This window comes from Brevibacterium aurantiacum (genome assembly GCF_003932995.1).
GTDB lineage: Bacteria > Actinomycetota > Actinomycetes > Actinomycetales > Brevibacteriaceae > Brevibacterium > Brevibacterium aurantiacum.
The window spans coordinates 3,761,024-3,783,206 of the sequence record NZ_CP025333.1; the positions used below are offsets into that span (position 1 = coordinate 3,761,024).

The 22,183-nt window shown below is 63.1% G+C and carries 22 protein-coding genes; 7 read left to right on the forward strand and 15 right to left on the reverse strand.

The window, feature by feature from the left end:
- Positions 1-9: 9 nt before the first annotated feature.
- Together CXR25_RS17330 and CXR25_RS17335 are read right to left on the reverse strand one after the other, a co-directional pair.
- The gene (locus CXR25_RS17330) at positions 10-822 is read right to left on the reverse strand and encodes a hypothetical protein (RefSeq protein WP_009882315.1); all 813 of its coding nucleotides are present in this window, start codon (positions 820-822) and stop codon (positions 10-12) included.
- 176 nt (positions 823-998) lie between these two features.
- Entirely contained in the window at positions 999-1,721 is a 723-nt protein-coding gene (locus CXR25_RS17335; protein WP_096146066.1) for an SDR family oxidoreductase, read from the reverse strand.
- A 186-nt stretch (positions 1,722-1,907) separates the two neighbouring features.
- Here CXR25_RS17335 and CXR25_RS17340 point away from each other — a divergent pair, with 186 nt between their 5' ends.
- The gene (locus tag CXR25_RS17340) at positions 1,908-3,839 is read left to right on the forward strand and encodes an acetate--CoA ligase (RefSeq protein ID WP_069601060.1); all 1,932 of its coding nucleotides are present in this window, start codon (positions 1,908-1,910) and stop codon (positions 3,837-3,839) included.
- Between the two features lie 35 nt (positions 3,840-3,874).
- Here the strand turns inward: CXR25_RS17340 and CXR25_RS17345 are convergent, their stop codons facing one another.
- The 4 genes from CXR25_RS17345 to CXR25_RS17360 all read right to left on the reverse strand — a co-directional run bounded on the left by CXR25_RS17345 (position 3,875) and on the right by CXR25_RS17360 (position 7,920).
- Positions 3,875-4,396, reverse strand: coding sequence for an SRPBCC family protein (locus tag CXR25_RS17345; protein WP_009882312.1), 522 nt, complete (start codon positions 4,394-4,396; stop codon positions 3,875-3,877).
- A 134-nt stretch (positions 4,397-4,530) separates the two neighbouring features.
- Entirely contained in the window at positions 4,531-6,000 is a 1,470-nt protein-coding gene (locus tag CXR25_RS17350) for an LssY C-terminal domain-containing protein (RefSeq protein ID WP_125240815.1), read from the reverse strand.
- Positions 6,001-6,009: 9 nt separating this feature from the next.
- Positions 6,010-7,065 (reverse strand): MerR family transcriptional regulator, encoded by a 1,056-nt coding sequence (locus CXR25_RS17355; protein ID WP_009882309.1) that lies wholly within the window; start codon positions 7,063-7,065, stop codon positions 6,010-6,012.
- A gap of 162 nt (positions 7,066-7,227) precedes the next feature.
- Positions 7,228-7,920 (reverse strand): HEAT repeat domain-containing protein, encoded by a 693-nt coding sequence (locus tag CXR25_RS17360; RefSeq protein ID WP_009882308.1) that lies wholly within the window; start codon positions 7,918-7,920, stop codon positions 7,228-7,230.
- Between the two features lie 135 nt (positions 7,921-8,055).
- Between CXR25_RS17360 and CXR25_RS17365 the strand changes: the two genes are divergently transcribed.
- Complete coding sequence (locus CXR25_RS17365; protein ID WP_069601061.1) at positions 8,056-8,697, forward strand: GyrI-like domain-containing protein; 642 nt, start codon at positions 8,056-8,058, stop codon at positions 8,695-8,697.
- Positions 8,698-8,722: 25 nt separating this feature from the next.
- Here CXR25_RS17365 and CXR25_RS17370 read toward each other — a convergent pair whose 3' ends face one another.
- Positions 8,723-8,950: a hypothetical protein gene (locus CXR25_RS17370; protein WP_009882305.1), complete on the reverse strand. Its 228-nt coding sequence runs from the start codon at positions 8,948-8,950 to the stop codon at positions 8,723-8,725.
- Positions 8,951-9,123: 173 nt separating this feature from the next.
- On the opposite strand from CXR25_RS17370, the gene CXR25_RS17375 reads away from it, so the two are divergent.
- Both CXR25_RS17375 and CXR25_RS17380 read left to right on the forward strand, forming a co-directional pair.
- Complete coding sequence (locus CXR25_RS17375) at positions 9,124-9,711, forward strand: peptidoglycan-binding protein (protein ID WP_096146071.1); 588 nt, start codon at positions 9,124-9,126, stop codon at positions 9,709-9,711.
- Positions 9,712-9,750: 39 nt separating this feature from the next.
- Complete coding sequence (locus CXR25_RS17380) at positions 9,751-10,110, forward strand: ArsR/SmtB family transcription factor (RefSeq protein ID WP_009882302.1); 360 nt, start codon at positions 9,751-9,753, stop codon at positions 10,108-10,110.
- 71 nt (positions 10,111-10,181) lie between these two features.
- Here the strand turns inward: CXR25_RS17380 and CXR25_RS17385 are convergent, their stop codons facing one another.
- The 3 genes from CXR25_RS17385 to CXR25_RS17395 are packed head-to-tail and all read right to left on the reverse strand — an operon-like array spanning position 10,182 to position 12,940.
- Positions 10,182-11,156 (reverse strand): DMT family transporter, encoded by a 975-nt coding sequence (locus tag CXR25_RS17385; RefSeq protein WP_101583525.1) that lies wholly within the window; start codon positions 11,154-11,156, stop codon positions 10,182-10,184.
- Positions 11,153-12,358, reverse strand: a complete 1,206-nt coding sequence (locus tag CXR25_RS17390) for a pyridoxal phosphate-dependent aminotransferase (RefSeq protein WP_096146073.1) — start codon at positions 12,356-12,358, stop codon at positions 11,153-11,155. The genes CXR25_RS17385 and CXR25_RS17390 overlap by 4 nt, the downstream gene beginning before the upstream one ends.
- Positions 12,359-12,367: 9 nt before the next feature.
- Entirely contained in the window at positions 12,368-12,940 is a 573-nt protein-coding gene (locus tag CXR25_RS17395; RefSeq protein ID WP_009882298.1) for a peroxidase-related enzyme, read from the reverse strand.
- A gap of 124 nt (positions 12,941-13,064) precedes the next feature.
- On the opposite strand from CXR25_RS17395, the gene CXR25_RS17400 reads away from it, so the two are divergent.
- On the forward strand, positions 13,065-13,361 hold the full coding sequence (locus CXR25_RS17400; protein ID WP_009882297.1) for a cupin domain-containing protein: 297 nt from the start codon (positions 13,065-13,067) through the stop codon (positions 13,359-13,361).
- A gap of 47 nt (positions 13,362-13,408) precedes the next feature.
- Here the strand turns inward: CXR25_RS17400 and CXR25_RS17405 are convergent, their stop codons facing one another.
- On the reverse strand, positions 13,409-14,887 hold the full coding sequence (locus CXR25_RS17405; RefSeq protein ID WP_101583527.1) for a glutamate-cysteine ligase family protein: 1,479 nt from the start codon (positions 14,885-14,887) through the stop codon (positions 13,409-13,411).
- A gap of 101 nt (positions 14,888-14,988) precedes the next feature.
- On the opposite strand from CXR25_RS17405, the gene CXR25_RS17410 reads away from it, so the two are divergent.
- Positions 14,989-16,161, forward strand: a complete 1,173-nt coding sequence (locus tag CXR25_RS17410) for a M20 family metallopeptidase (RefSeq protein WP_009882295.1) — start codon at positions 14,989-14,991, stop codon at positions 16,159-16,161.
- Positions 16,162-16,194: 33 nt separating this feature from the next.
- Here the strand turns inward: CXR25_RS17410 and CXR25_RS17415 are convergent, their stop codons facing one another.
- Positions 16,195-17,139 carry an FkbM family methyltransferase gene (locus CXR25_RS17415; protein ID WP_101557170.1) on the reverse strand — a complete coding sequence of 315 codons (945 nt, stop codon included), beginning with the start codon at positions 17,137-17,139 and terminating at the stop codon, positions 16,195-16,197.
- A gap of 274 nt (positions 17,140-17,413) precedes the next feature.
- Between CXR25_RS17415 and menC the strand changes: the two genes are divergently transcribed.
- Positions 17,414-18,538: an o-succinylbenzoate synthase gene (gene menC, locus CXR25_RS17420; protein WP_069601068.1), complete on the forward strand. Its 1,125-nt coding sequence runs from the start codon at positions 17,414-17,416 to the stop codon at positions 18,536-18,538.
- Positions 18,539-18,657: 119 nt separating this feature from the next.
- Here menC and CXR25_RS17425 read toward each other — a convergent pair whose 3' ends face one another.
- From CXR25_RS17425 to CXR25_RS17435, 3 genes are all read right to left on the reverse strand, one after another.
- Positions 18,658-19,566 (reverse strand): cation diffusion facilitator family transporter, encoded by a 909-nt coding sequence (locus CXR25_RS17425; RefSeq protein ID WP_009882292.1) that lies wholly within the window; start codon positions 19,564-19,566, stop codon positions 18,658-18,660.
- Positions 19,567-19,728: 162 nt separating this feature from the next.
- The gene (locus tag CXR25_RS17430; RefSeq protein WP_009882291.1) at positions 19,729-21,531 is read right to left on the reverse strand and encodes a flotillin family protein; all 1,803 of its coding nucleotides are present in this window, start codon (positions 21,529-21,531) and stop codon (positions 19,729-19,731) included.
- A gap of 155 nt (positions 21,532-21,686) precedes the next feature.
- Positions 21,687-22,145: a DUF3817 domain-containing protein gene (locus tag CXR25_RS17435; protein ID WP_009882290.1), complete on the reverse strand. Its 459-nt coding sequence runs from the start codon at positions 22,143-22,145 to the stop codon at positions 21,687-21,689.
- Between the last annotated feature and the right edge of the window lie 38 nt (positions 22,146-22,183).

Genomic DNA, 22,183 nt, shown 5'->3' on the forward strand with positions numbered 1-22,183 from the left:
CTGCCGTGATCAGCCTTTAGGTGTTGGTCCGCCGGGAATCGTCTCTTCTCCGGCCCCGTCGTCATCCGAGGACTCCTCGGCGTCTGCCGATTCGTCGTCACCGGATACTCCGTCTGCCTCGGCGGTCTCGGATTCAGCGGCTTCCAGCGAGTCCACGGAGACTCCGGGTTCTCCGGTCGGAGGGCTTTCCAGGGACGATCCCGTCGCCTCTTCGTTGAATTCGTCCGGTGACAAGGTCTCCGGTTCTTCGTAGTTCCGCTCGGCATCGGTGCCTGGGGCCACGCCCGGTTCCGCCTCAATCGAGGATTCGTCGGCTTCCGGTGACGTGTCGTCCTCTGCCGCCGATCGCATCGGCGGGGCCGTCTCAGGCACAGAGTCTTCAGTGGTCTTCGATTCCGGCACAGCGGTCGCCCCGGGCACAGCGGTCTTTCCGGGCGAAGTGGTCTTCGACTCAGTCGCGGTGGTCTTCTCCGGCGCAGGTTCGGCTTCGGAAGGCTTCGCTTCGGAGGTCTTCGCTTCACTCTGCGACTCGGGCTCGCCGTTGTCATCAAGACTCACCCCCGCCTCGGCGGCCAAACGGGCGCGACGTTCCGCACGCGCATTCGCGCGCTCTTCCTCGCTCATCGCCGGTTTCGCGGGGGCGGCGTCCTTATTGCTGGGTTTGACGACTTCCCAGATCAGGAGAACGACGACCATCGTGATTCCGACGGTCGCACCCATCAGCAGCGAACCCCATGGGCGTGGCATCGAGAAGAGGTCGGCGAAGGCGTTGATGCCGAACAGGGCGCCGATGCCGATGATCAGAGCAACAAGATATCTCATGTCCCCATTGTGCCTTGTCTGCGATGACAATCAGGAGTTCTCGGCACAATACCTGTTGTGAAACAGCTGAGTTCATGCACGCTCTGCGCAGGCTGGGCCGACGTACGGCCTGCCCGAACAGCTGCTGGCCGGTGGCCACCGGTCGCGCGCCGAGCGCCGACGCGCGACCGGGAAGCTCAGGCTTGGTCGCGCGGCATGATGTGGATGTGGTCGATGTTGACGTGGCTCGGCAGAGAAGCGGCCCAGCGGATCGACTCTGCGACATCGTCGGCGGACAGGTTGAGCTTGCCGGCGTACACCTTGGCGGCCTTGTCCGCGTCACCGTCGAAGCGGTTGAGGGAGAAGTCGGTCTCCACCCGTCCCGGATCGATCTGGGTCACTCGGATGGGGTCGCCGACGTGCTCGAGTCGCAGTACCCGGGTCAGTGCGCCCTCGCCGAACTTCGCGACGTTGTAGCCTGCACCACCGGCGTAGGGGGTGAAGGCGGCCATGGAGACGGTGTTGATGATGTGGCCCTCCGAGGCGATGAGCTTGTCGAGCAGAGCCTTGGTGACTCGGACGGTGCCGAGGACGTTGACGTCGAACATCCACTGCCAGTCTTCGAGGTCGGCCTCTGCCACAGGGTCCAGTCCGCGGGCACCGCCAGCATTGTTGACCAGAAGATCGACCCGATCGACCTGGGCTGCGAGATTGGCGACGGATTCGTCCGAGCTGACATCAAGCTCGACGGCGGTGCCGCCGATGTCGGCAGCGACCTTCTCGATCTTGTCTTTGCGGCGGGCGGCGACGATGACCTGCCAACCGTCCTGTGCGAGTGCGGCTGCTGTGGCCGCGCCGATTCCCGAAGAGGCTCCGGTGACGATTGCTACCTTCTGCGTGCTGTCCTGTGTTTGAGTCATGGCGTCAGTGTGGCACAGGGGACATTTTCAACAAGACCGTCTCACCATGTGCTCTCAAGTGGCACTCTCGCAGTCAGAGAACTCCGTCGCTCTAGCGTCGAAACGGCTCGCGCGCAACCATCACAGACCCAAAAATCGACGCAATCTGCCGGTACGGGCCGCTGTGCCATGGGTCACAATGGGATCATGAACACGATCGCACAGGACCAATCCCCCAGCTACGACGATGTCATCGCCCGCATCGCTGCCGATCCTGAAGAGTTCTGGCTCGACCAGGCCAAGAAGCACGTCGACTGGATCACCGAGCCGACTCGCGCCGTCGATGACGCCAACGCCCCCATCTACCGTTGGTTCCCCGACGGTGAGCTCAACGTGTGCTTCAACGCCGTCGATCGCCATGTGGCGGCCGGACGCGGAGATCAGGCGGCAATCATCTATGACTCGCCTGTCACCGACACGATTCGCACGATCACCTACTCGGACCTTCTCGACGAGGTTTCCCGCTTCGCCAGGGCCCTGTCCGATAAGGGTGTGGTCAAGGGCGATCGGGTCATCATCTATATGCCGATGGTTCCCGAGGCTGCGATCGCCATGCTCGCCTGTGCCCGCCTCGGCGCGATCCACTCGGTGGTCTTCGGCGGGTTCGCCCCCAACGAGTTGGCTGTTCGCATCGATGACACCTCTCCGAAGGCCGTCATCTCCACCTCGTGCGGGGTCGAGAAGAGCCGCATCCTCGAGTACAAGCCGATGGTCGACGAGGCGATCGACATCGCCGAGAACAAACCTGAGTTCACCGTCATCGTCCAACGCGACGAGCATCGCTGCGAGATGGGCGAGAATGACCTCGACTACGCCGAGCTCCTCGAGAACACCCCCGAGGGCATTGATCCCGTCCCCGTCAAGGCCACCGATGAGCTCTACGTTCTCTACACCTCCGGCACGACGGGAAAGCCGAAGGGCATCGTGCGCGATTCCGGCGGTTACGCGGTGGCTTCGGCATTCTCGATGCCCAACATCTTCGGCCTCAATCCCGGTGACACGATGTTCACAGCCTCCGACGTCGGCTGGGTCGTCGGGCACACCTATATCGTCTACGCGCCGCTGTTGGCCGGAGTCACTTCGGTCTTGTTCGAGGGCAAACCGATCGGCACCCCCGATGCGGGCACCTTCTTCCGCATCATCGAAGACCACAAGGTCAACGTTCACTTCACGGCACCGACGGCCATGCGTGTGGTCCGCAAAGAAGATCCGAACGGCGAACTCATCAAGAAGTACGATCTCTCCAGCCTGCGGGCATCGTTCCTCGCCGGTGAGCGTCTTGATCCCGACACCTATGAGTGGACGACGAACATCCTCGCCGAGGCGACCGGTCGGGACATTCCCGTCGTCGACAACTGGTGGCAGACAGAGACCGGGTGGCCGATCGCAGCCAATCCACTCGGCCTCACGCAGTTCCCCCTCAAAGCCGGGTCCCCGACCAAGCCGGTGCCGGGCTTCCAGGTCGGCGTCCTCGATCCAGCCGGCAAGCCCATGCCGGCAGGCGAGGAGGGTCTCATCGTCATGAAGCTGCCCCTGCCGCCGGGAACGATGGCCACCGTCTGGGGCGATGACTCCAGGTTCGTGTCCTCATATCTCTCGGCCTTCGACGGCTATTACCTCACCGGCGACTCGGGATACCTTGACGAAGACGGATATGTCTTCGTCATGGGTCGCACCGACGATGTCATCAACGTCGCCGGTCACCGCCTGTCCACGGGTGTCATCGAAGCCGTCATCGCCTCCCACCCCGCAGTCGCAGAGACCGCAGTGATCGGTGTTCACGATGACACGAAGGGGCAGAGTCCGCGTGCGCTGGTCGTTCTCAGTGATTCCGCCGAGGCGACCGATCCTAAGGCGGTCATCGCCGAGCTCGTGGCACTGGTGCGCAAGGAGATCGGCCCCGTCGCCGCATTCAAGCAGGTCGATATCGTCACTGCACTGCCGAAGACCCGGTCGGGGAAGATTCTGCGCAAGACGATGCGCGAGATCGCTGACGGAGTCGACTCCCCGGCCGTGCCCTCGACGATCGAGGATCGGACAGTGCTCGATGACCTGGAGCTTGTGCTTCAACGCGGCTGAGCCGTGGCCTCGCCGAGGTGCTGCTGGCTTGCGTCTCAGCCTTCGGCGAGCGCCTTGAGTCCTTCAAGTGAGGCCAGCAGGTTCTGCGAGGTCGTCGACTGTGCCCGGGGCAGTCGCCGAGGGTCCCTCAACTCGGTCCAGTCATATGTCTGGCGAACCAGGCTTGAGCGTTCTCCTGTCGCTTCGATCTCCCACGTCCACTTCTGCCCGAAGGGCTCCCCGCCGACTTCGGAGGGCTTCCAGGCGATGAGCCTGCCCTCTTCGAACTCGACGATGTGGTTCTCACGGTCCACGCCCTTGGTCAGGGTGGTGATGAAGGAACCTCCGACGCTGGTCGGCCTCTGCCCTGAAGCGGCTGTGCCCAGGTTGTCGTTGCCATCCCACTCGGGTTGGCGGACAGGGTCCGCGATGAGCTCGAAGATCTCGGCAGCCGGGGCGGCGATCTCCACTTCGACGCTGACCACTTTGAGGCCCGGATCGATCGTGTCGAAGACAGAGGCGTCAGAAGCCTCAGCCCCGTCGGAGGGAGCAGATGAGCGGGATGTCGATTCGGTCATGGGATTGCGCCTCTTCGCTTGGATCCGGTTCCGGTGGCAGGTACGCAGCCTCGGAATGCAGTCGCAATCAGGATACACAGGGCAGGGAGTCCACGACTCCTCTGTGCGCAGACACTCAGCAAGTGCGCGCGCACTCAGTCCTCGAGTGCCCGATCCTGGCGTTCGGCACGAAGTGCTGCGGTGCTGAAACGGGTGAACAACCGCGACGAGTCACTCGACAAGGACCACAGCACAGCGACCTGCATGGCGATCGTCGTCAACGCGTACATGTTGGTCGCGAGGTCGCGATCTCCGGTGAAGTAGTTCGTCATCGACACGATCACCGACACTGTGGACAGAGTCAGAATCCACAGCCTCGCCCGGTTGCTGCCCCGGAACACGGAGATGCTCGCGATCACCTGCAGGCATCCGATGAGGAGGCTGAGTCCGATGAGAACGCCCGCCACGATCCGTGTCGCCACCTCGTTTCCGAGGGTTTCGATGTCCTTGCTGTAGTCGACGACTTCAGTGCGCAGTCCGTTCCAGTCCAGCACGGTGCCCAGGACGTCCCATGCTTGGAAGAGGAGCAGAATCAGAACGAGTGCGGCACCGACGACAGTCTGCAGCGGCCGCCTGTGCCACAGAGTCCTGGTGACCTCCCTGACTGATTTGGCATCGGCGTAGATCGAGGTCGCATCGAGGGCGAGGTCGAGACGATCCGGGGAGTCGGATTCGTCAGCGGTGACCTCGGTGACCTCGATGATCGGCAGGTCTCCGTCGGTGATGATCGCGTCTCCGCCGCCGTTGCGCGAGTGGTAGCCGGTCGAGAAGTCCTCGATGTGCTGAACGACGATCGCCTCATCGGCCGAAGACACCGTGTCGACGATGTAGTCACGTTCGACATCGGTGTTCTCTTCGATCTTGTGGGTGAACTGCAATGTGAAGAGAGAGATTCCGACGCTCTTGTCGTATGTGCCCGCCGCCAACCAGTCCGCCTGGTGCCCACCGGGCAGCATCCAGCCGGTGGGGCATTTCCAGAATCGGACGTGATGTCGCTGCCCGGGATCGCCGTCGACCTCCTGCTGATAAGCGAAGTCCTGCCGTCTGCCGAACAGCAGCAGAGGCGATACGGGCGCCTTGGGATAGCTTCGCCTCGTCAGCGTGGATGCGATGATCTCCCAGGTCGAGGCCGGGGTGATGCTGTCGGCAAGGATCCACCCGGCGGCCTTCATCGCGTGGTGGATCTGTGCCTCATCGCCGCGCCATGCGAGGTTGACCGGGTCGCCGAGCAGTCCGTCCGACGTCCGGGCTCGACCGATGAAGTAGTTGGGGACGTAGATCTGGGACAGGATGCGGTGCAGCCGTGGCAGTGCCAGGTAGGACACCACCACCCAGAACACGAGCAGAGTCAGCACCTGCCACCAGCCCAGTGAGAATCCCTTGAACAGGATCAGCACCGCCAACCAGGTCGACGAGGCTCCGGCGAAGAGGAAGAAGAGGTAGTCAAGCACCCCGGTGACCGTGAAATGGTGACGCCGGAACGCGAACGGCTGCCGTTGCCGTCTCTTCGGGGAGGCGGCCGATCGGTCTGGCCCAGGATCGGGCGTCGTTGTTCCGGAGGTCATGGGACAAGTTTAATGATCGCGGCGTCGGTTCAGGGCTGCGGTTGCCGTGGCTGCGACTTCGAAGCTCTCGTCGGTGCGCAGCTCTGCAATGAAGTCATCGGCCTCGGCACCGGTAGTTTCGATGAGGACCTGCAGCACTCGAAAACGCACCGTCGCCTCAGGTGACTTGGCATGGCGACGCAGGTCCGCCATGATCCGGGACGCGACCTCTGCCCGTGCCCCTTCCTCCGGGGCCTCATTGACGAATGCGGCGAGAGCTTCGGCGGCTTCGATGTCCTTGGGCCCATCCATCGCGATCTCGAGCAGATCTGAGACTGCAACGGGATCCCCCATCTGACCGAGAATGAGCGCCGCACTGCTGCGCACCTGAAGATCTGGGTCGCCGAGGCCGGAGTGCAGGGACGCGGTGATCATCTTCTCAGCGACGGGCCCGAGCTCGTCTCTCGCTGTATTGCGACGGATCTCGTCGAGGGCCTGCAGCGCATTGCGTCGGACGTCGACGGACAGGTCGTCCATGCCCTTCGCCAAATAGCGGACCGCTTCGGATCCCGACTGTGCCAAGGCCCAGCGCATGGCCCCGGCGGCGTTGAGCACGGGTTCATTGAGTACGGCTGTCGACAGGGATTCGACGGGCACCGTTCCGTCGACGCCGCTGCCCAAAGCCGCCTTGTGCCGTTGGATGACGTCACCAGATTCCAGGGAGCGCATGAGATCGATGGTCAGCAGCAGCGCCTCACCATCGGCATGGTGGAGGCGGTCGATGCGTTCGAGGTGGGAGAGCAGCTCCTGTTCGGCTGCGATGCGCTGCTTGGTCGTCTCGACCAGCTCGTGAAGCAGCCGGCTGGGATCGAACGCCGGATCGCTGAGCAGGGTTCCGATCTCTGACAGCGACATTCCGAGTTTGCGCAGCCCCTCAATATGGAAGATGCGACCGATATCGGCCGCGGAGTACTCCCGGTACCCGCTCGAGGTGCGCTCGCTGGGATCGATGAGGCCCAAGGATTCATAGTGTCGCAGCATCCGAGCGCTCACACCGGAGCGTCTGGCAACTTCGCCGATCCGCATTGGCACCCCTCTCCCGTCTCCACTATAGACAGGTCACACTGCTGCAGCTCGGCCGACAGAGCACTGAGCTTCGGAGGAAGGAGTCCGAGGTGTCGCACGCAGCGCCGCGCGAGCTTGCCCCGCTCGGCAACGCTGCCTCGGTCGACCCTTCCCAAAATCGACCTATGCTGACGCCTCGGACCCCAGTGCGACCACGCGCTTGGCTTCACTCAAGGCGTGAGCAAAACCGGCATCCGGATCGGTGAACATGTCCCGGGTAGCCATGGCGTGTGTCCGCACTGTTTCTTCCTCTGCCTGCAGTCTTCCATCGAGCACTGACACGAGATCCTCTCCGAGGGAGACGATGGCTCGACTGAGGCTCTTCTGCGTCTCCACATCACCTCGTCCAAGCTGCGTGACCAGGGACGATGCCAATTTCTCCCGCTCATCACCGGGGACGAGTGCCACTGCGGCCCTCCACGCACTGCGGGCCACCTCGGTGTCGGCATGGGCGATCAGGCCGTCTCCGATGGTTCCCGGATCCATGGCCTCCCAGCCGCGGGGATCACCGATCTTCGACAGCGTGTGAAGGGCCTGGCTCTGGGCCTGCGGCACCTCGGAGCTCAGCTCGGCGATGAGCAGCGGGACGGTCGCCTCGGCGGGCATCCGTGTGATCGCCCAGGTGAGCATGTCACGGACGAAGAAGTCCGGTTCGGTTCTGCACCGCTGGATGAGGGCGCCGAGGTGGCGGTCCTCGGCCGTGGTTCCGACTGACAGTGCTGCCTGCAGCCGCTGCTGTGGGTTCGGCGACGACAGTGCCGCGATGACGGGCTCCTGATCCGAACGGCTCTGCGTGATGCTGTGTGGATTGGTCATTGGTTCCACCTCCTTGAGACCAGTGAAGACCTTGACACCGTGTCAAGGTCAAGGTCGGGACCAAGAGACACCCCATTGAGCATCAGGCTCGCCTCGTAGAATCGGACAATCACTTCTGCCGGATCGGAATGCGCCTTGAACAAGATCGATTTCAAGAAGACGCTGCGCGGCTATCGCGCCAAGCACGGCGTCTTCGACACCCTTACCATGCCACCACTGCAGTACCTCATGGTCGACGGGCACGGCGATCCGAATTCGTCACCCGATTTCACCTCGGCCATTGAGACGCTCTATCCGCTGGCCTACGCCCTGAAGTTCTTCAGCAAGAACGAGCTGGGTCGTGACTACGTCGTCCCGCCGCTCGAGGGGTTGTGGTGGGCAGAGGACATGTCCACGTTCACGAGTGCCCGCGATAAGTCTCAGTGGGACTTCACGCTCATGCTGCTCGTGCCTGACTGGCTGGATCAGTCCCATCTCGACCACGCTTCCACACTGTCTGCACAACGCAAGACCCTCCCCCGCCTCGGCGACCTCCGCATGACGACGCTGCACGAGGGTACAAGCATTCAGACCCTGCAAATCGGGCCATTCGACACCGAAGGGCCCGTACTCGAGCTCATGCACACAGACGTCATCCCGGCCGCGGGGTTCGAGATGACCGGCAGACACCACGAGATCTACCTCAGCGACCTGCGAAGAACGGCTCCGGAAAAGTTGCGGACGGTTCTGCGTCAGCCTGTGCAGACAACAGCCGCCGGCAGAAGCACCGCGAACTGAGTCATCTCAGTCGCTCAACCGCTGTTCAGCCGCCGCTCGACCACTGCCCGGGGGAAGCTGGGGCACTGCTCGATGCACCATTCCCGCTCGAGCCACTGCCCGAGTCCTCAATCGAATTGTCGATGTCAGCGCTCATAAGGACCACTGCGGCGACGACTGCGATGACCACGACCCCCATGACGAACAGCGCGATCACACCCACCAGGCACCCGAAGAGTGGAGGTCTCGGGTTGCGTCGTCTCACGAAGATCATGATCCGATATTAGACGGCGGGCCAGTCGATTCGTCCTGAGGAGATGACGCAGACTTGGAACATGACGCGTCACCACCGACGCACACAAAAAATTCACTTCCGTGACCGTTCTGTGACAAAAGGCACGGCGTGGACACATGCACCCCTCAGTTTGTTGCATTATCGTTATATTCATGGCTGAAACGACTCGACACCGCAAGGGCTCTCGGTCCGTACTTCGTGGTGCCCTGATCGGTTTCGGGGCAGCGGTGATGGCCTTGGTCCTCGCCGCCGTCATCATCGTCAATTCGCCTATCTCCTTCGGTTCGACGACGATCAGGCAGATGCAGATGGCTTCAGTGAATCAACTGTCCGAGCAGCAGATCGACAATGCCCGACTGATCATCGGCATCGGTCGCGGCGGCGACTTCGATGACCGCGCGATCAGAATCGCTCTCATGACCGCGCTCCAGGAATCCTCGCTGCGGAACCTCGACTCGGGTGACCGCGATTCGGTCGGCCTGTTCCAGCAGCGCCCCTCGCAGGGGTGGGGTGAACCCGAGCGCCTCAACGACCCCATCTATGCCACGAAGTCCTTCTACGGAATCAACCCGGACGTCGAGAATCCGGGACTCGTGCAGATCGAGAATTGGCACACGATGGCCCCCACCGAGGCGGCACAGGCCGTCCAACGATCTGCCTTGCCCGACGCCTATGAGCAGTGGGAGTCACTGGCCGACGACCTCATCGGCACCCAGGACAACGTCGAAGCCCTCAGCTGAACAGTGAGATCACCGCAGAATTTCCGGTAATCTCTATCCATGGCTTCCACTTCAGATTCCACCCCGGTCAATGCCGCAGTCAATCAGCTCCTGCGCGACCCCGAGGGCAATCTCGAAGCCATCTCTGAGACCGCCGACCTGTTCAAGGCACTGGCCACGCCGTCGAGGCTGAAGATGCTGCTGGTCCTCGCTCACGGCGAGGCGACCGTGACGCATATCGTCGAGTCCACCGAGCTTTCGCAGCCACTGGTCTCCCAACATCTGAAATTCCTGCGTGGCCTCCACCTCGTCGGGGTCAACCGAATCGGCCGCGAAGCCTATTACTCACTCAAGGACGACCACGTCGCTCACATCATCCTCGACGCTCTGGCCCACACCGTCGAAGGTCACGAGCACTGAGCGCATAAGTCGCCAGGACCCGACCAGCATCAGCGTCGTCTGCACCAGGGGCAACCTCGTCTGCGCCAACGTCAGCGTCGTCTGCGCAGCGCCTCCGGGCCGCCACCGACAATCCAGACGATGACGACGACCAGCACCGCGCCGATCCACTGCGCCGGCTGCAGCCGCTCTCCGGCGATGACCGAGCCCAGAACCACGGCCGACAGCGGTTGGAGCAGCATCAGGGCTGCGGTCCGCGACACCGACACCAACGGGCTGGAGATGCTCAGCAGCACCCATGACAGAGCCTGGCCGAAGACCGCCAGCGCCACCATCCACGCCCAACCGTCCCAACCCAGGTCGAAGTCGAGCCCGCCGAGTAAGAGACCGGCGATCGCCGTCATGACTCCTGCAGCGATCGTGCCCACTGCCACCGGCGCGACCACGAAGTTCGGTGCTGCCTTGCGACAGTGGTGGATGCCGAAGATGTAGACGCCGTAGAGAATTCCAGACAGCACTCCGAAGATCGCGCCGCGCTCCGGGTTCGCTGCTCCCTCATCGGCGCCGAAGACGCCTCCGGTGAGCAGCATCCCGATGATCATGATGGGAATGCACGTGATGAACAGCCACCCGGGCCGCGTTCCTCCGAAGACCCAGACCAGGGCCGGGAACACGATGACCTGGACGCTGATGAGGACTGTGGAGACACCGACTCCAGCGTCGAGGACGCTCTGGGCCCACAGCACGTAGTCAATGCCCAGTGCCGCACCCGAGACCGCCGCAACCACAAGTGCCCGGGACGGCAGGAGGCCATGGCGTCGGAGTTCGAGGATTGCCAGTGGGGCTAAGACGAAGACAGCGATCCAACAGCGCAGGAATGCCGCGGTCGGGGCACTCGCCTCGGCGAGGATGACGAACAGACCGGCCGAGCCCAAGAGCAGTGCGGACACGATGATGCCCAGCGTCGGCAGACCGGAGGACGGCGGGACCGAACCGGCGGATGAACCCGACACGGGTGGCTTCGCAGGCGGTCCCTCGCCGTAGGCCGCGGCCGAATTCGGAGTCATCTCATGAAGTCGAGGATCCGGTCGAGCGCCTCGGCGGTCTTGTCCGCACCGACAGCCAGCGACAGCCGCACCGAACGAGGCCCGTTGAGGGAGTCGAAGTCATCACCCGGCGCCAAGGCAACTCCGGTGGTCTCAAGCAGAGACTGACACCAATCGGTCGCGGTGTCGATGCCAGCGTCCGACCGCTGCAGGATCTCATCGATGCGGGCATACATGTAGAACGCCCCATCAGGCGGGGCCATATCGGAGAACCCCAGGTCAGCGGTGGCGTCGAGAACGTGCTTGCGAGCTCGGGCGAAGGATTCGACCGCGGTCTCGCATTCGGCATAGGACTCCTCGGTGAACGCCGCCACGGCCGCATACTGGGCAGGAACCGGGGCACACAGCGAGAGGTTCCCGGTCACGTTCTGTGCCGCCGACGCCAATGACTCGGGCAGGATCGCCCAGCCGAGTCGCCACCCGGTCATCGCCCAGTACTTCGAGAACGAGGAGATGACGATGGCATTGTCGTCATGGGCCAGCGCGGTCTCACCGCGCGTGCCGATGTAGGAGATGCCGTGGTAGATCTCGTCGGAGATCACCTGCACACCGTGCTCGGCACACCAGGAGATGAGCTCGCCGAGGTGCTCGCCCGAAATCATCGTCCCCGTCGGATTCGCCGGCGATGCGAGCATCAGTCCCTTCAGTGGAGCCTGAGCGTGTGCCTGTTCGAGGAGTTCGACGGTCGGTTGGAACCCGTGGTCGCCACCGCAGTCGAGTTCGACGATCTCGCAGTTCAACGCGGCGAGGATGTTCTTGTACGCGCCGTAGCCCGGGCGGGCGAGCGCGACGCGGTCGCCTGCGTCGAAGCAGGTGAGGAAGGCCGTCTGGAAGGCACCGGAGGAACCGGTGGTGATGGCGATGCGTTCCGTGGGCACCTCAACGCCGTACCAGTCGCGGTAGTGCCCGGCGATGGCTGTGCGCAGTTCGGGGATGCCGAAGATCGGGGAGTATCCGAGGTTCGTCCCGTCGGCGACCACCTCGGCGGCTCTTCTGCGCACCGGTCCCGGTGCACCCTGAGTTGGCTCGCCCAGACACATGGCGATGGTGTCACGGCCGTTGCGCGACATCTCCTGGACTTTGGCCACGATGCCCATGGCGGCAAAGGGCTGGACGAGTCCGGCGCGGTCAGAGACGCGGGGTGCGCTCGTTTGAGTGCTCATGGTCAGTGGTCACTTCCTCTCGCGCGGGACGCGTCCCATGAGGTAGAACTCGGGGTTGGGCATCATTCCGCCCACGTGTGCCATGCGGTTGGACAGGCCGAAGAATCCGGTGATGGCGCCGATGTCCCAGGCGTCCTCGTCGTCGAATCCGTGCTCGGCCAGGGCCGCAAAGTCAGCGTCGGAGAGTGTCCAGGGCTCTGTGCAGACCGTCATCGCGAAGTCGAGCATCGCCATCTGCCGGTCGGTGATGTCGGCCTGCCGGTAGTTGACTGCCACCTGGTCTGCGACCAGTGGCTTCTTCTCCATGATGCGCAGCACGGCTCCGTGTGCGACGACGCAGTAGAGGCAGTTATTCACCGCCGAGGTGGCCGTGACGATCATCTCCCGGTCTCCCTTGGTCAGGTTCCCGGTCTCCTTCTCCATGAGCGCGTCGTAGTACGCGAAGAACGCGCGGAACTCGGCCGGTCGCCGAGCCAGGGAGAGGAAGACGTTGGGCACGAAGCCCGACTTCTCCGACACGGCCAGAATCGTTTCTCGGATATCGTCTTCGACATCGTCGATGTCAGCGTAGGGGTATCGCATACTGCTCATGCTAACCGTGAAGACTCGTCATATGTGCCGCGGGTCACGGATCGAGCTGGGATGCTGCTGCGCTGAGGGCTAGGGTGAGGAACAGACCATCGATGACGATTGAAGGAGTGGAATCATGAGCGATGAGAGCACCGGCTCAACAGGTGAGGTTCAGCTCGACAACGGAGTCTTCCGCGTGACCAAGTGGACCATCGAACCCGATGGTGTCATCCCGATGCACAAGCATGACTACGAGTACGTCGTCGTGCCCATGGTCACCGACACGATGCGGGTGAGGAACTCCGACGGCACCGAGATCGTCGCCGAGCTCGAGGCCGGTGTCAGCTACACCCGTGCCGCTGGAGCCGAGCATGAGGTGTCGAACCCGAACGGCACCGCCGACGTCGTCTTCGTCGAGGTCGAACGCCTCTGACTCTGACAGCCTCTGACTCAGGCGACATCTGACTCAGGCAGCAGCCCTCAGACCGGGACGTCCCAGGTATGGACGGGTTCGCCGGAGGCCTGATTCTTCACATAGGCGTCCATCATCGCTTTGAGTCCCTCGCGACGCTCCGGGGAATCCGGGGCGCTGTTCGGTGCCAGATGGTCGAGCATCTTCAGCTGCCAGGTTGCACCGTTGGTGCGCAGCTCGGCGCGGCCTTCGATGATCGACATGTATTCGTCGATGACGTCTTTGTCGATGCCCAGACGGCTCAAGCCTCTCCGCGCCTGCGGGATGAGAACGTCGAGCACCAGGTCCGCGACATCGATGTGGCCGATCTTCGGCCAGGTCACGCGGGCGCCGATGCCGTCCTTGGCACAGGCGAAGAAGTTCTCCTCGGCCTCGCGGAAGGACATCCGCGACCACACGGGACGATTCTCTCCGACGAGGAACTCGGCGAGACCGTAGTAGAAGGCGGCATCGGCGACCATGTCGACGGGAGTCGGGCCGGCCGGGAGGAGTCGGTTCTCCACACGGATGTCGGCACCGGAGTCGGAGGAATCGTAGATCGGTCGGTTCCAGCGCCACACGGTGCCGTTGTGGAGGTTGAGTTCGTAGAGCTTCGGAGCGTCGGCGGAACTGAATTCGACGAAGTCCTTGATCTCGGGCAGCAGCGGCGGGAAGTAGCGGACGTTCTCCTCAAACAGGTCGAAGACGCTGGTGATCCACCGTTCTCCGAACCACACCCGGGGCCGAACCCCCTGGTTGACGAGTTCGGGAGTGCGGGTGTCGATGGCCTGGGTGAACACGGGGATCCGTGATTCGTGCCAGAGTTTGCGGCCGACGAACAGCGGCGAGTTCGCACTCATCGCGACCTGTGCCGCCGCAATCGCCTGGGAGGCATTCCAGGCTTCGGCGAACTTATTGGGTGCGACCTGCAGATGCAGCTGCATGGACGTGCATGAGGCTTCCGGTGCGATGTCGGCGAATTCGTGTTTGTACTTCTCCTCACCGTCGAGTTCGATGCGGACGTACTCACCGCGGGCGTCGACGATCGAGTTGCTCAGCGCCTCGTAGCGGTTCTCCTCGGTGATCCACGTTTCCTCGGTGAGGAATTGGGTGCTCAGGGTCGGCAGCGTGCCGATCGACGTGACCGTCAGTCCCTCCGCCTCGGCGGCCTTCTGTGCTTTGTCCAGCCGATGCGCCACTCCTGCTTCCAGGGTCTTCAGTCCGCGCCCGGCCACCTGCAGCACAGGGTGGTTGAGTTCGAGGTTGAACCCGCCGATCTCGGACTGGAACTCATCGTCGAGACGCTCCAGGACTTTCGTGTTGTTGAGACTCGGCTGATTGTCGGAGTCGATGAGGTTGAGTTCGAGCTCCAGACCGATCGTGCCCGCAGATTTGAACTCCGCATGGCGCAGGTATGTGTCGAAGAGCTCGAGGTTCTCCGCGAGCTTCTCTCGGTACAGTGTGCGTTCTTCCGGCGTATACCGCTTGGAACTGACTTCCTCACCCATAGGTCAAGCAAACCACAGTCACTCGCGTTTGCGCATGCCGAATTCGTCGCATGATGCGGACGTCGCAACCGGCCTTGCGGGCCCCATCGTAGAATCTGGTCATGACCACCTCTCAGACCTCAGATCTCCAGTCCGCTGACCTCGTGGCGAAGGCCAATGACCGCCTCCCCCTCATCCTCGAAGACATCGAACGCGTCATCACGAAGGAGACTCCTTCCCACGACAAAGAGGCCGTGGCCGCCGGTGCTGCCGACTTCGTCGAACTGCTGCGCGAACGGCTCGGGGCCACCGCTGAGGTCATCACCGTCGATGACACCGCTCATGTGCGCCTGCGCTTCGGTTCGGGCCCGGCCCGCGTGGTCCTCCTCAACCACCAGGACACGGTCTGGCCGCACGGAACCTTAGACCGCATTCCCTTCTCCACCGACGACGGCATCTTGCGCGGTCCGGGCAGCTTCGACATGCTCACCGGGGCGATCATGAGCATCCACGCGAGCGCGATCCTGCGCGAGCACCTCGGCGAGGGTGGACTTGATGGTCTGTCGATCCTGGTCAGCGGTGATGAGGAGATCGGGTCGATCTCATCATCCGATCTCATCCGCGCCGAGGCGGCCGAGGCGAAGGCCGTGTATGTGATGGAGGCGAGCGCCGGGGGTGCACTCAAACTCGAGCGCAAGGGCACGAGCAACTACGTCCTCGTGTTCACGGGCAAGGCCTCCCATGCGGGACTCGAACCGGAGAAGGGGATCAACGCGGGCATGGCGCTGGCCCTGCATCTGCCCCTCGTCGCGGATCTCGCCGACACCGAGGCGGGTACCTCTGTGGTGCCGACCGTGATCAGTGCGGGCACCACGTCGAACACGGTCCCGGCCGAAGCACGCGTCGACATCGATGTGCGCGCCCGCACCGCCGCCGAACTCGACCGCGTCGATGCCGCTATTCGTGAACTCGCCACTCGTCCACAGCTGGAGGGGTCGTCGATCGAGGTCCTCGGCGGCATCAATCGTCCGCCCTTCGAACGTGAGCAGTCGGCGGTGCTCTTCGAGCGTGCGACTGCCCTGGCCGCTGAACTCGGTCTGCCCGCACCGGAAGGTGTCTCCGTAGGCGGCGCTTCGGACGGGAACTTCACCGCCGGCGACGGCATTGCGACCCTTGATGGCCTGGGCGCTGTGGGCGATGGTGCGCATGCCGAGCACGAGCACGCGGTCATCGACGAGATCGCCCCACGCACCGCCCTGCTCGCGGCCCTCATCGCCGATCAGCTCCAGGGCTGAGCGAGCCTCAGCGCGCTGCGCTGACTCGGTCGTTCACCTGACCGGGTAGCCCGCGACTCGCATGTCCTCCGGGTTCTTCGTGGTGAAGAGCCAGTCACGGAAATGCGGGTCCGGGACGATCTCATCATGGGCAATGAGATGATCGGTCCCGACGAGGTAGTAGTGGTAGTCGAGCCTGTCGAGGATGCGCATCAGCTGCTCGGGCTGAGCTCGGTCGTCGAGGATCTCGCACAGAATGTCCGGTCGCAACGTGGCCAGCAGTTCCCGCCCGTTGTCGAGGACGTCGTTCTCCGCGCCCTCCACGTCGATCTTCACCGTCACCAGGGGGTGGCCCTCCGGCAGGTCCGGGAGGAGTTCGTCGAGAGAGGTGAAGCGCACCTCGGCGCCGGAGTCGAAGTCCATCCCCGTCCCGTAGAACGAGGGCAGCGCCGATCCCCCGTCGCCGGTGGGCACCTGCATCGTGGTGCCGGGCTTGCCGACTCCCGTCGGATGGACAGTCACCCGATCGCCGAGGTGGTTGCGGGCCACGTTCTTCTCCAGCCCGGTGACGACGGCGGGGATGATCTCGAAGGAGTGGGCGACCGCGGCCGGATTCGCAGCCAGCACTGCCATCGTGAATACCCCGGTGTAGGCGCCGATGTCGAGGAAGACGTCAGCGTCGCGGGACAGTTCGACCATAAGGTCGAGTGCGAAGGCGTCCTCCGACTCTGTCCGGCGGCCCTTGCCCCAGTAGAATTCCTTGGCGATCTCGCAGCGGAAGGGATCGACGAGGTAGAAGCCAGCGCCTCCGGCACGCCCGCGCACCTCGGTGAGTCCGATCGGTGCGGGCAGTCTGCCGACCTTGATGCCGTTGATGTGGGGCGCCACCGTCCGCATCAGCGGGTGGAGATACGGCTGTGCGAGAGCAGCCTTGACGGGCAGTTTGAGTCCGAACCACTTCTGCTTCCGGCCCTTGAAAGTCCGCAGGTAGTCGTTCACGTAGCTCTCCCTCACGTTGAGCGCGATCTTTGACTCACAGTACCAATGTCGAGAACCCCTGTTCTAGGAGTGTCACACCTGTGAGACGGTCAGTACGCGCCGTCAATGATCACAAGGAGTCCTGCCGGAGCATTCTGAGGGCGATCAATGTCGGCTTCGCGCCTCGGACGTTCGCCCATGTCCCAGACTCCAACACCCGCCGAGGTGGTCCGGCGAGTGGTTATAGGCTGGGTCACAGGATCATCAGCCCGAACACAAAGAAGGTGCATGGCGCATGAAGCTCAAGTCGATCACTCTCCACCAGGTGTCCATTCCCCTCGTCACCCCCTTCGAGACCTCGTTCATGCGGGAAACGGAGAAGGACTGCTACCTCGTCGAGGCCACCTTCGACACCCCTAAGGGTGAGATCACGGGCTGGGGCGAGTCGGTGGCGATGATCTCCCCGCTCTACTCGTCTGAGTACGTAGCCTCGGGCATCGATGTCACGAAACGCTGGCTGGCACCGATCCTCTTCGACGTCGACGATCTCACCGCGGAAACCGTGTCCTGGCATCTGCGCCACGTGATCGGTCATCCGATGGCGAAGTCCGCGCTGGAGATGGCGGTCATCGAGGCTCAGCTCAAGCTCAACGACCAGTCTTTCAAGAGCTACCTCGGCGGCGTCGTCGACTCCGTCCCCTCAGGTGTCTCCGTAGGCATTCAGGACTCTGTCGAAGAGACCGTCAAGGTCATCGGCGGCTACCTGGAAGAGGGCTACGCCCGCATCAAGCTCAAGATCAAACCGGGCAAGGACATCGCACCGATCGCTGCGGTGCGCAAGGCCTTCGGCGATGACTTCGGATTCCAGGTCGACGCGAATGCCGCCTATACGCTCGTCGATGCCTCCCACCTGCGCAGGCTCGACGAGTACGGACTTCTCCTCATCGAACAGCCCTTGGGTGAGGCCGATATTCGTCAGCACGGTGAACTCGCGAAGCTGATGGAGACACCGATGTGCTTGGACGAGTCGATCGACTCCGCCGAGGCCGCCGCCGACGCGATCTCCATGGGAGCCGCGGCCGTCATCAACATCAAACCAGGACGAGTCGGCGGCTTCATCGAGGCGAAGAAGATCCATGACCTCTGCTCCGCTCACGGTGTGGCAGTCTGGCACGGCGGAATGGTCGAGACCGGTCTGGGACGTGCCGCCAATGCCGCTCTCGCATCGTTGCCCGGATTCACCTTGCCCGGAGACATCTCGGGATCGAACCGCTTCTTCCACGAGGACATCACCGAAGAGATCGTCATGTACGACGGCAAGGTCGACGTGCCTACAGGAGTCGGCTTCGGCGTCTCAATCGATCCCGCGAAGCTTGAGAAGTTCCGCACCGACTCAGTGGAGATCCTGCCGCAGAGCTGAGCCGCCGAGTCTCGACGCCAGACCTAACAGTCGGTAAGTTCTCGTCGAAAGCATCAACTTTTTCGACCAAGACTTACCGACCGTTTCGCGCTACGGCGACCGACGGCCAGGGAACGACCTCAGGTGTGGGTGTGTGTCTCCTGGGCTGCGTCCTTCGCCCGGTCGAACTGGAATGTCGAGTGTTCGATCGCGACCTTGAAGTGTTCAGCCAGGCATTCCTGCAGCGCGACGAGGATGCGCGGCGCGTGGCCGTCGTAGAAGCACTCGTCGGCGAGGACCACGTGTGCGGTGAGCACAGGCAGGTTGGAGTCGATGCGCGTGACGTGAAGATCGTGAACCTCCTGGACGTGCTCGACTCCTTCGATGTGCATTTTGACCTTGTCGAGGTCGAGTTCCCTGGGAGCGACTTCGAGGAGGATCGAGCCGGTCTCCTTGAGGATGGTGAAGGCCCTGGGGACGATCAGCACGGCAATGACCAGGGCTGCCACCGCGTCGGCGCGGGTCCAGTCGAAGAGCCAGATGGAGACGGCAGCGAGGATGACGGCGACGGATCCCAACGCATCGGCGATGACCTCGAGGAATGCGGCCCGGAGATTGAGTGACTGCTCCTTGGATGAGCTGAGGATGATGATCGACACAATATTGCCGACCAAACCGACGACACCGAAGAACAGCAGCTCCGGTCCGGGGACCTCTGGCGGGACGAAGAAACGGCGGATGCCCTCAATCAGGCTGTAGACACCGAGCCCCAGCAGCAGAGTCGCCTGCGCTCCGGCGGCGAGCACCTCGGCCCGACGAAACCCCCAGGTCTTCTGACCTTTGGGCGGCTTCCGGACCAGAGTGGCGGCGAAGAGCGCGATTCCGATGCCGATGAGGTCGACGGAGTTATGTCCGGTGTCGATCAGCAGCGCCAGGCTGCCTGTCATGATCGAGCCGATCACCTGGAAGACGAAAATGACCAGGACGATGCCGAAGACGACTGCCAAGCGTCGACGCGATCCTGAGCTGTGCGTGTGGTCGTGGGCCATGGGAACCTCCTACGCCATCACATTAACATATGCGCATGTCTTTATGAATCAATATGACGCCGAGGCTAGCCCCGGGCAGTGGCACCGAACGCAGAATGCGTACGTGCCCAGCAACGATTGCTGGACGCGTACGCATTCTGCGCGCGTCAATCACACGGGGAACTACTTCTTACCGGGTCCGCCGTCCTGAGGACCGCCGTCGTCCTTCGGCCCATTCGAACCTGAGCCGCCCGAGCCGCCCAAGTCGCCGTCACGGCCATCGCGTCGGCGCAGCGCGTCGGCGATGTATGCCTGCACGTCGATTCCGGTGGCCTTCTTCACGTCATCACCGATGTGCGTGAGGTCGAGTTCACCATTCTCGTCGAGGTAGTCCTTCGGGTCGAAGTTCCCGCTCGACCACGCGCTGGGATCTCCCAAACCAGTGGGCTTCGATCCTCCTCGACCCGAGCGATCGCCGCGGCCTGACTGGCCGCTGTGACCCTCGGAGATCTCACCTTCGACGACCTGATCCTGGCCGTCGGCTCCATCGTCCGCGGGTCCAGTCCCGGCGAAGTCACCGCTGTCATCGAACGTGGTCGAGTCATCGCGGACCCAACCGTTCGCGGACTTCGAGCCGCCCTGGTTCTGGGCCTTGTCGACGAGGTTTCCGAGGTCGATGCCGGTCGTCCCGCGCACGACCTCGAGGACCTGAGCGAGGTTGTTCGACACGGAGTTCGCCAGCTTGGACTCTCCGTCGGTAGAGACGATCGAGAGATCCTTGATGTTCGCGTATGGGGCGACAAGCTCACCGGCGATGGTCGGCAGAACCTCGAGGACCTTCGACAGCACGGCCGCATCGTTGAACTTCTTATAGGCCTCAGCCTGAGCCTGGAGCGCTCCGGCTTCTGCCTCACCGCGAGCCTTGATCGCATCGGCCTGGGCCTCACCCTCGAGGCGAATGGCCTCGGCGTCCTTCGACCGGCGGTGCAGTTCGGCGGCAGCCTCGGCGCGACCTTGAGCTTCGACATCATAGGCACGCGCATCGGCTTCGGCCTGCTGACGGTAGCGTTCAGCGTCGGCAGGACGCCTGACCTCGGCATCGAGCTGTTCGGCACGCAGCTCTGCAGCTTCCTTGGCAACCACGCGATCGCGCTCGAGCAGCTTCTGCTTCTCGGCCGCGGCAGACAGCGGACCGGCGTTATCGGCTGCTGCCTGACGCTGATCAGCCTCTTCCTTCAGCGCCGCACGACGCAGCGCAAGCTGCTGCTGCTGTTCGGCGATGGCCTGATCGGTCAGGGCCTGCTGCTTCTGGGTTGACTCGTTCTGCAGCGCTTCTTCAACGGCCGATGCGCGACCGGCGTTCGCCTCGGCGATGGCGGCATTCTTCGCGACCTCGGCCGCCTGTGGGCGACCCCAATCCTTCAGGTAGCTGCCCTCGTCTTCGACCGCGGAGATCTGGAACGTGTCGATGACCAGGCCCTGGTTGTTCATCGAGTGCGCGGACTCCTCCTGCACCTGGGAGGCGAAGGAGGCCCGATCCTGAATGATCTGCTCGACGGTCAGCGTGCCGACGACGGCGCGCAGGGTGCCGGAGAGGATCTCCGTGCTGTAGGGCTCGATCTGATCCTGCTGATCGAGGAAGCGCTGCGCTGCCTTGCGCACATCTTCCTCGGTGCCGCCGACCTTGACCTGCGCAACACCGTGCAGGCGCAAAGCGATGCCGTTCATCGAGATGCCGTCGATGGCGACTGCGATCTGGCGTGAGGACAGCGACAGGAAGAATGCCTTCTGCACGACCGGGTACACGACCGCGCGACCGCCGATGATGATGCGGCCGGTGCCACCCGAACTGCTGGCGTTCCGTCCGGTGATGATGAGGGCCTCAGACGGGGAGGCGATCTTGATCGAGCGCATGATCACGAAGAACACGATCAGGGCGATGATGACGATAGCGCCGATGACGACGGCGCCCAGGATGAAATCCACTTGGGCCTTTCCGAGATTCTGGAGTGGAAGGGACAAGGCGCAGTGGGACCACAGCGCCTGTGGTGTTCATCCTATGCGAGTCTGCTTTTCCTGGACAGACCTACCAGAGCCCGAGATGGCGCCGGGTCAGTCCAGCGCCGAGGTGGGCCCGAGGTTCACTTGCCCCATTCACCGGGAGGACCGAGGAAGAGCAGCCCGCTGAAGATGGCGATGACCACGATGACCCCCACGCCGATGGCCAGCAGAGGCGAGCGGATTGCCCAGGAGGTGAGTTTCTCGAACCAGTTCCGCGGTGTGCGTCCGTTTGCGCCCAGTCCCCAGTCGCCTTCGAGTGCACCCGTCTTTTCTACCGATCGCTCGAAGGGAATCGTGGCGTAGGGAATGATGGCCGAGCCCAGGCCCGTGGCGATGCGCTTCTTGCTCCACATCTGCGAGGTTCCCACGCCGATGACGGCGATGACGAAGCAGATGAAGACGAACCCGTGGATTCCGCCGCCGATGCGCACACCGATCTCGGTGACATGGGTGTATTTGAGGATCATGCCGATGATGAGCAGAGTCCAGGTGATGGTCTCTGCGATGGCAAAGGTCTTGAAGAAGAGTTTGGGAGTCACAGCAGTCCATTCTGCCTGACCAAGATGGGCAGGTGCTG

What these genes read in the sequence shown, in the direction of transcription:
- CXR25_RS17330 (WP_009882315.1), bottom strand. Translation starts at nt 822, where the DNA reads ATGAGATATCTTGTTGCTCTGATCATCGGCATCGGCGCCCTGTTCGGC.
- CXR25_RS17335 (WP_096146066.1), bottom strand. Translation starts at nt 1,721, where the DNA reads ATGACTCAAACACAGGACAGCACGCAGAAGGTAGCAATCGTCACCGGA.
- CXR25_RS17340 (WP_069601060.1), top strand. Translation starts at nt 1,908, where the DNA reads ATGAACACGATCGCACAGGACCAATCCCCCAGCTACGACGATGTCATC.
- CXR25_RS17345 (WP_009882312.1), bottom strand. Translation starts at nt 4,396, where the DNA reads ATGACCGAATCGACATCCCGCTCATCTGCTCCCTCCGACGGGGCTGAG.
- CXR25_RS17350 (WP_125240815.1), bottom strand. Translation starts at nt 6,000, where the DNA reads ATGACCTCCGGAACAACGACGCCCGATCCTGGGCCAGACCGATCGGCC.
- CXR25_RS17355 (WP_009882309.1), bottom strand. Translation starts at nt 7,065, where the DNA reads ATGCGGATCGGCGAAGTTGCCAGACGCTCCGGTGTGAGCGCTCGGATG.
- CXR25_RS17360 (WP_009882308.1), bottom strand. Translation starts at nt 7,920, where the DNA reads ATGACCAATCCACACAGCATCACGCAGAGCCGTTCGGATCAGGAGCCC.
- CXR25_RS17370 (WP_009882305.1), bottom strand. Translation starts at nt 8,950, where the DNA reads ATGATCTTCGTGAGACGACGCAACCCGAGACCTCCACTCTTCGGGTGC.
- CXR25_RS17375 (WP_096146071.1), top strand. Translation starts at nt 9,124, where the DNA reads ATGGCTGAAACGACTCGACACCGCAAGGGCTCTCGGTCCGTACTTCGT.
- CXR25_RS17380 (WP_009882302.1), top strand. Translation starts at nt 9,751, where the DNA reads ATGGCTTCCACTTCAGATTCCACCCCGGTCAATGCCGCAGTCAATCAG.
- CXR25_RS17385 (WP_101583525.1), bottom strand. Translation starts at nt 11,156, where the DNA reads ATGACTCCGAATTCGGCCGCGGCCTACGGCGAGGGACCGCCTGCGAAG.
- CXR25_RS17390 (WP_096146073.1), bottom strand. Translation starts at nt 12,358, where the DNA reads ATGAGCACTCAAACGAGCGCACCCCGCGTCTCTGACCGCGCCGGACTC.
- CXR25_RS17395 (WP_009882298.1), bottom strand. Translation starts at nt 12,940, where the DNA reads ATGCGATACCCCTACGCTGACATCGACGATGTCGAAGACGATATCCGA.
- CXR25_RS17400 (WP_009882297.1), top strand. Translation starts at nt 13,065, where the DNA reads ATGAGCGATGAGAGCACCGGCTCAACAGGTGAGGTTCAGCTCGACAAC.
- CXR25_RS17405 (WP_101583527.1), bottom strand. Translation starts at nt 14,887, where the DNA reads ATGGGTGAGGAAGTCAGTTCCAAGCGGTATACGCCGGAAGAACGCACA.
- CXR25_RS17410 (WP_009882295.1), top strand. Translation starts at nt 14,989, where the DNA reads ATGACCACCTCTCAGACCTCAGATCTCCAGTCCGCTGACCTCGTGGCG.
- menC (WP_069601068.1), top strand. Translation starts at nt 17,414, where the DNA reads ATGAAGCTCAAGTCGATCACTCTCCACCAGGTGTCCATTCCCCTCGTC.
- CXR25_RS17425 (WP_009882292.1), bottom strand. Translation starts at nt 19,566, where the DNA reads ATGGCCCACGACCACACGCACAGCTCAGGATCGCGTCGACGCTTGGCA.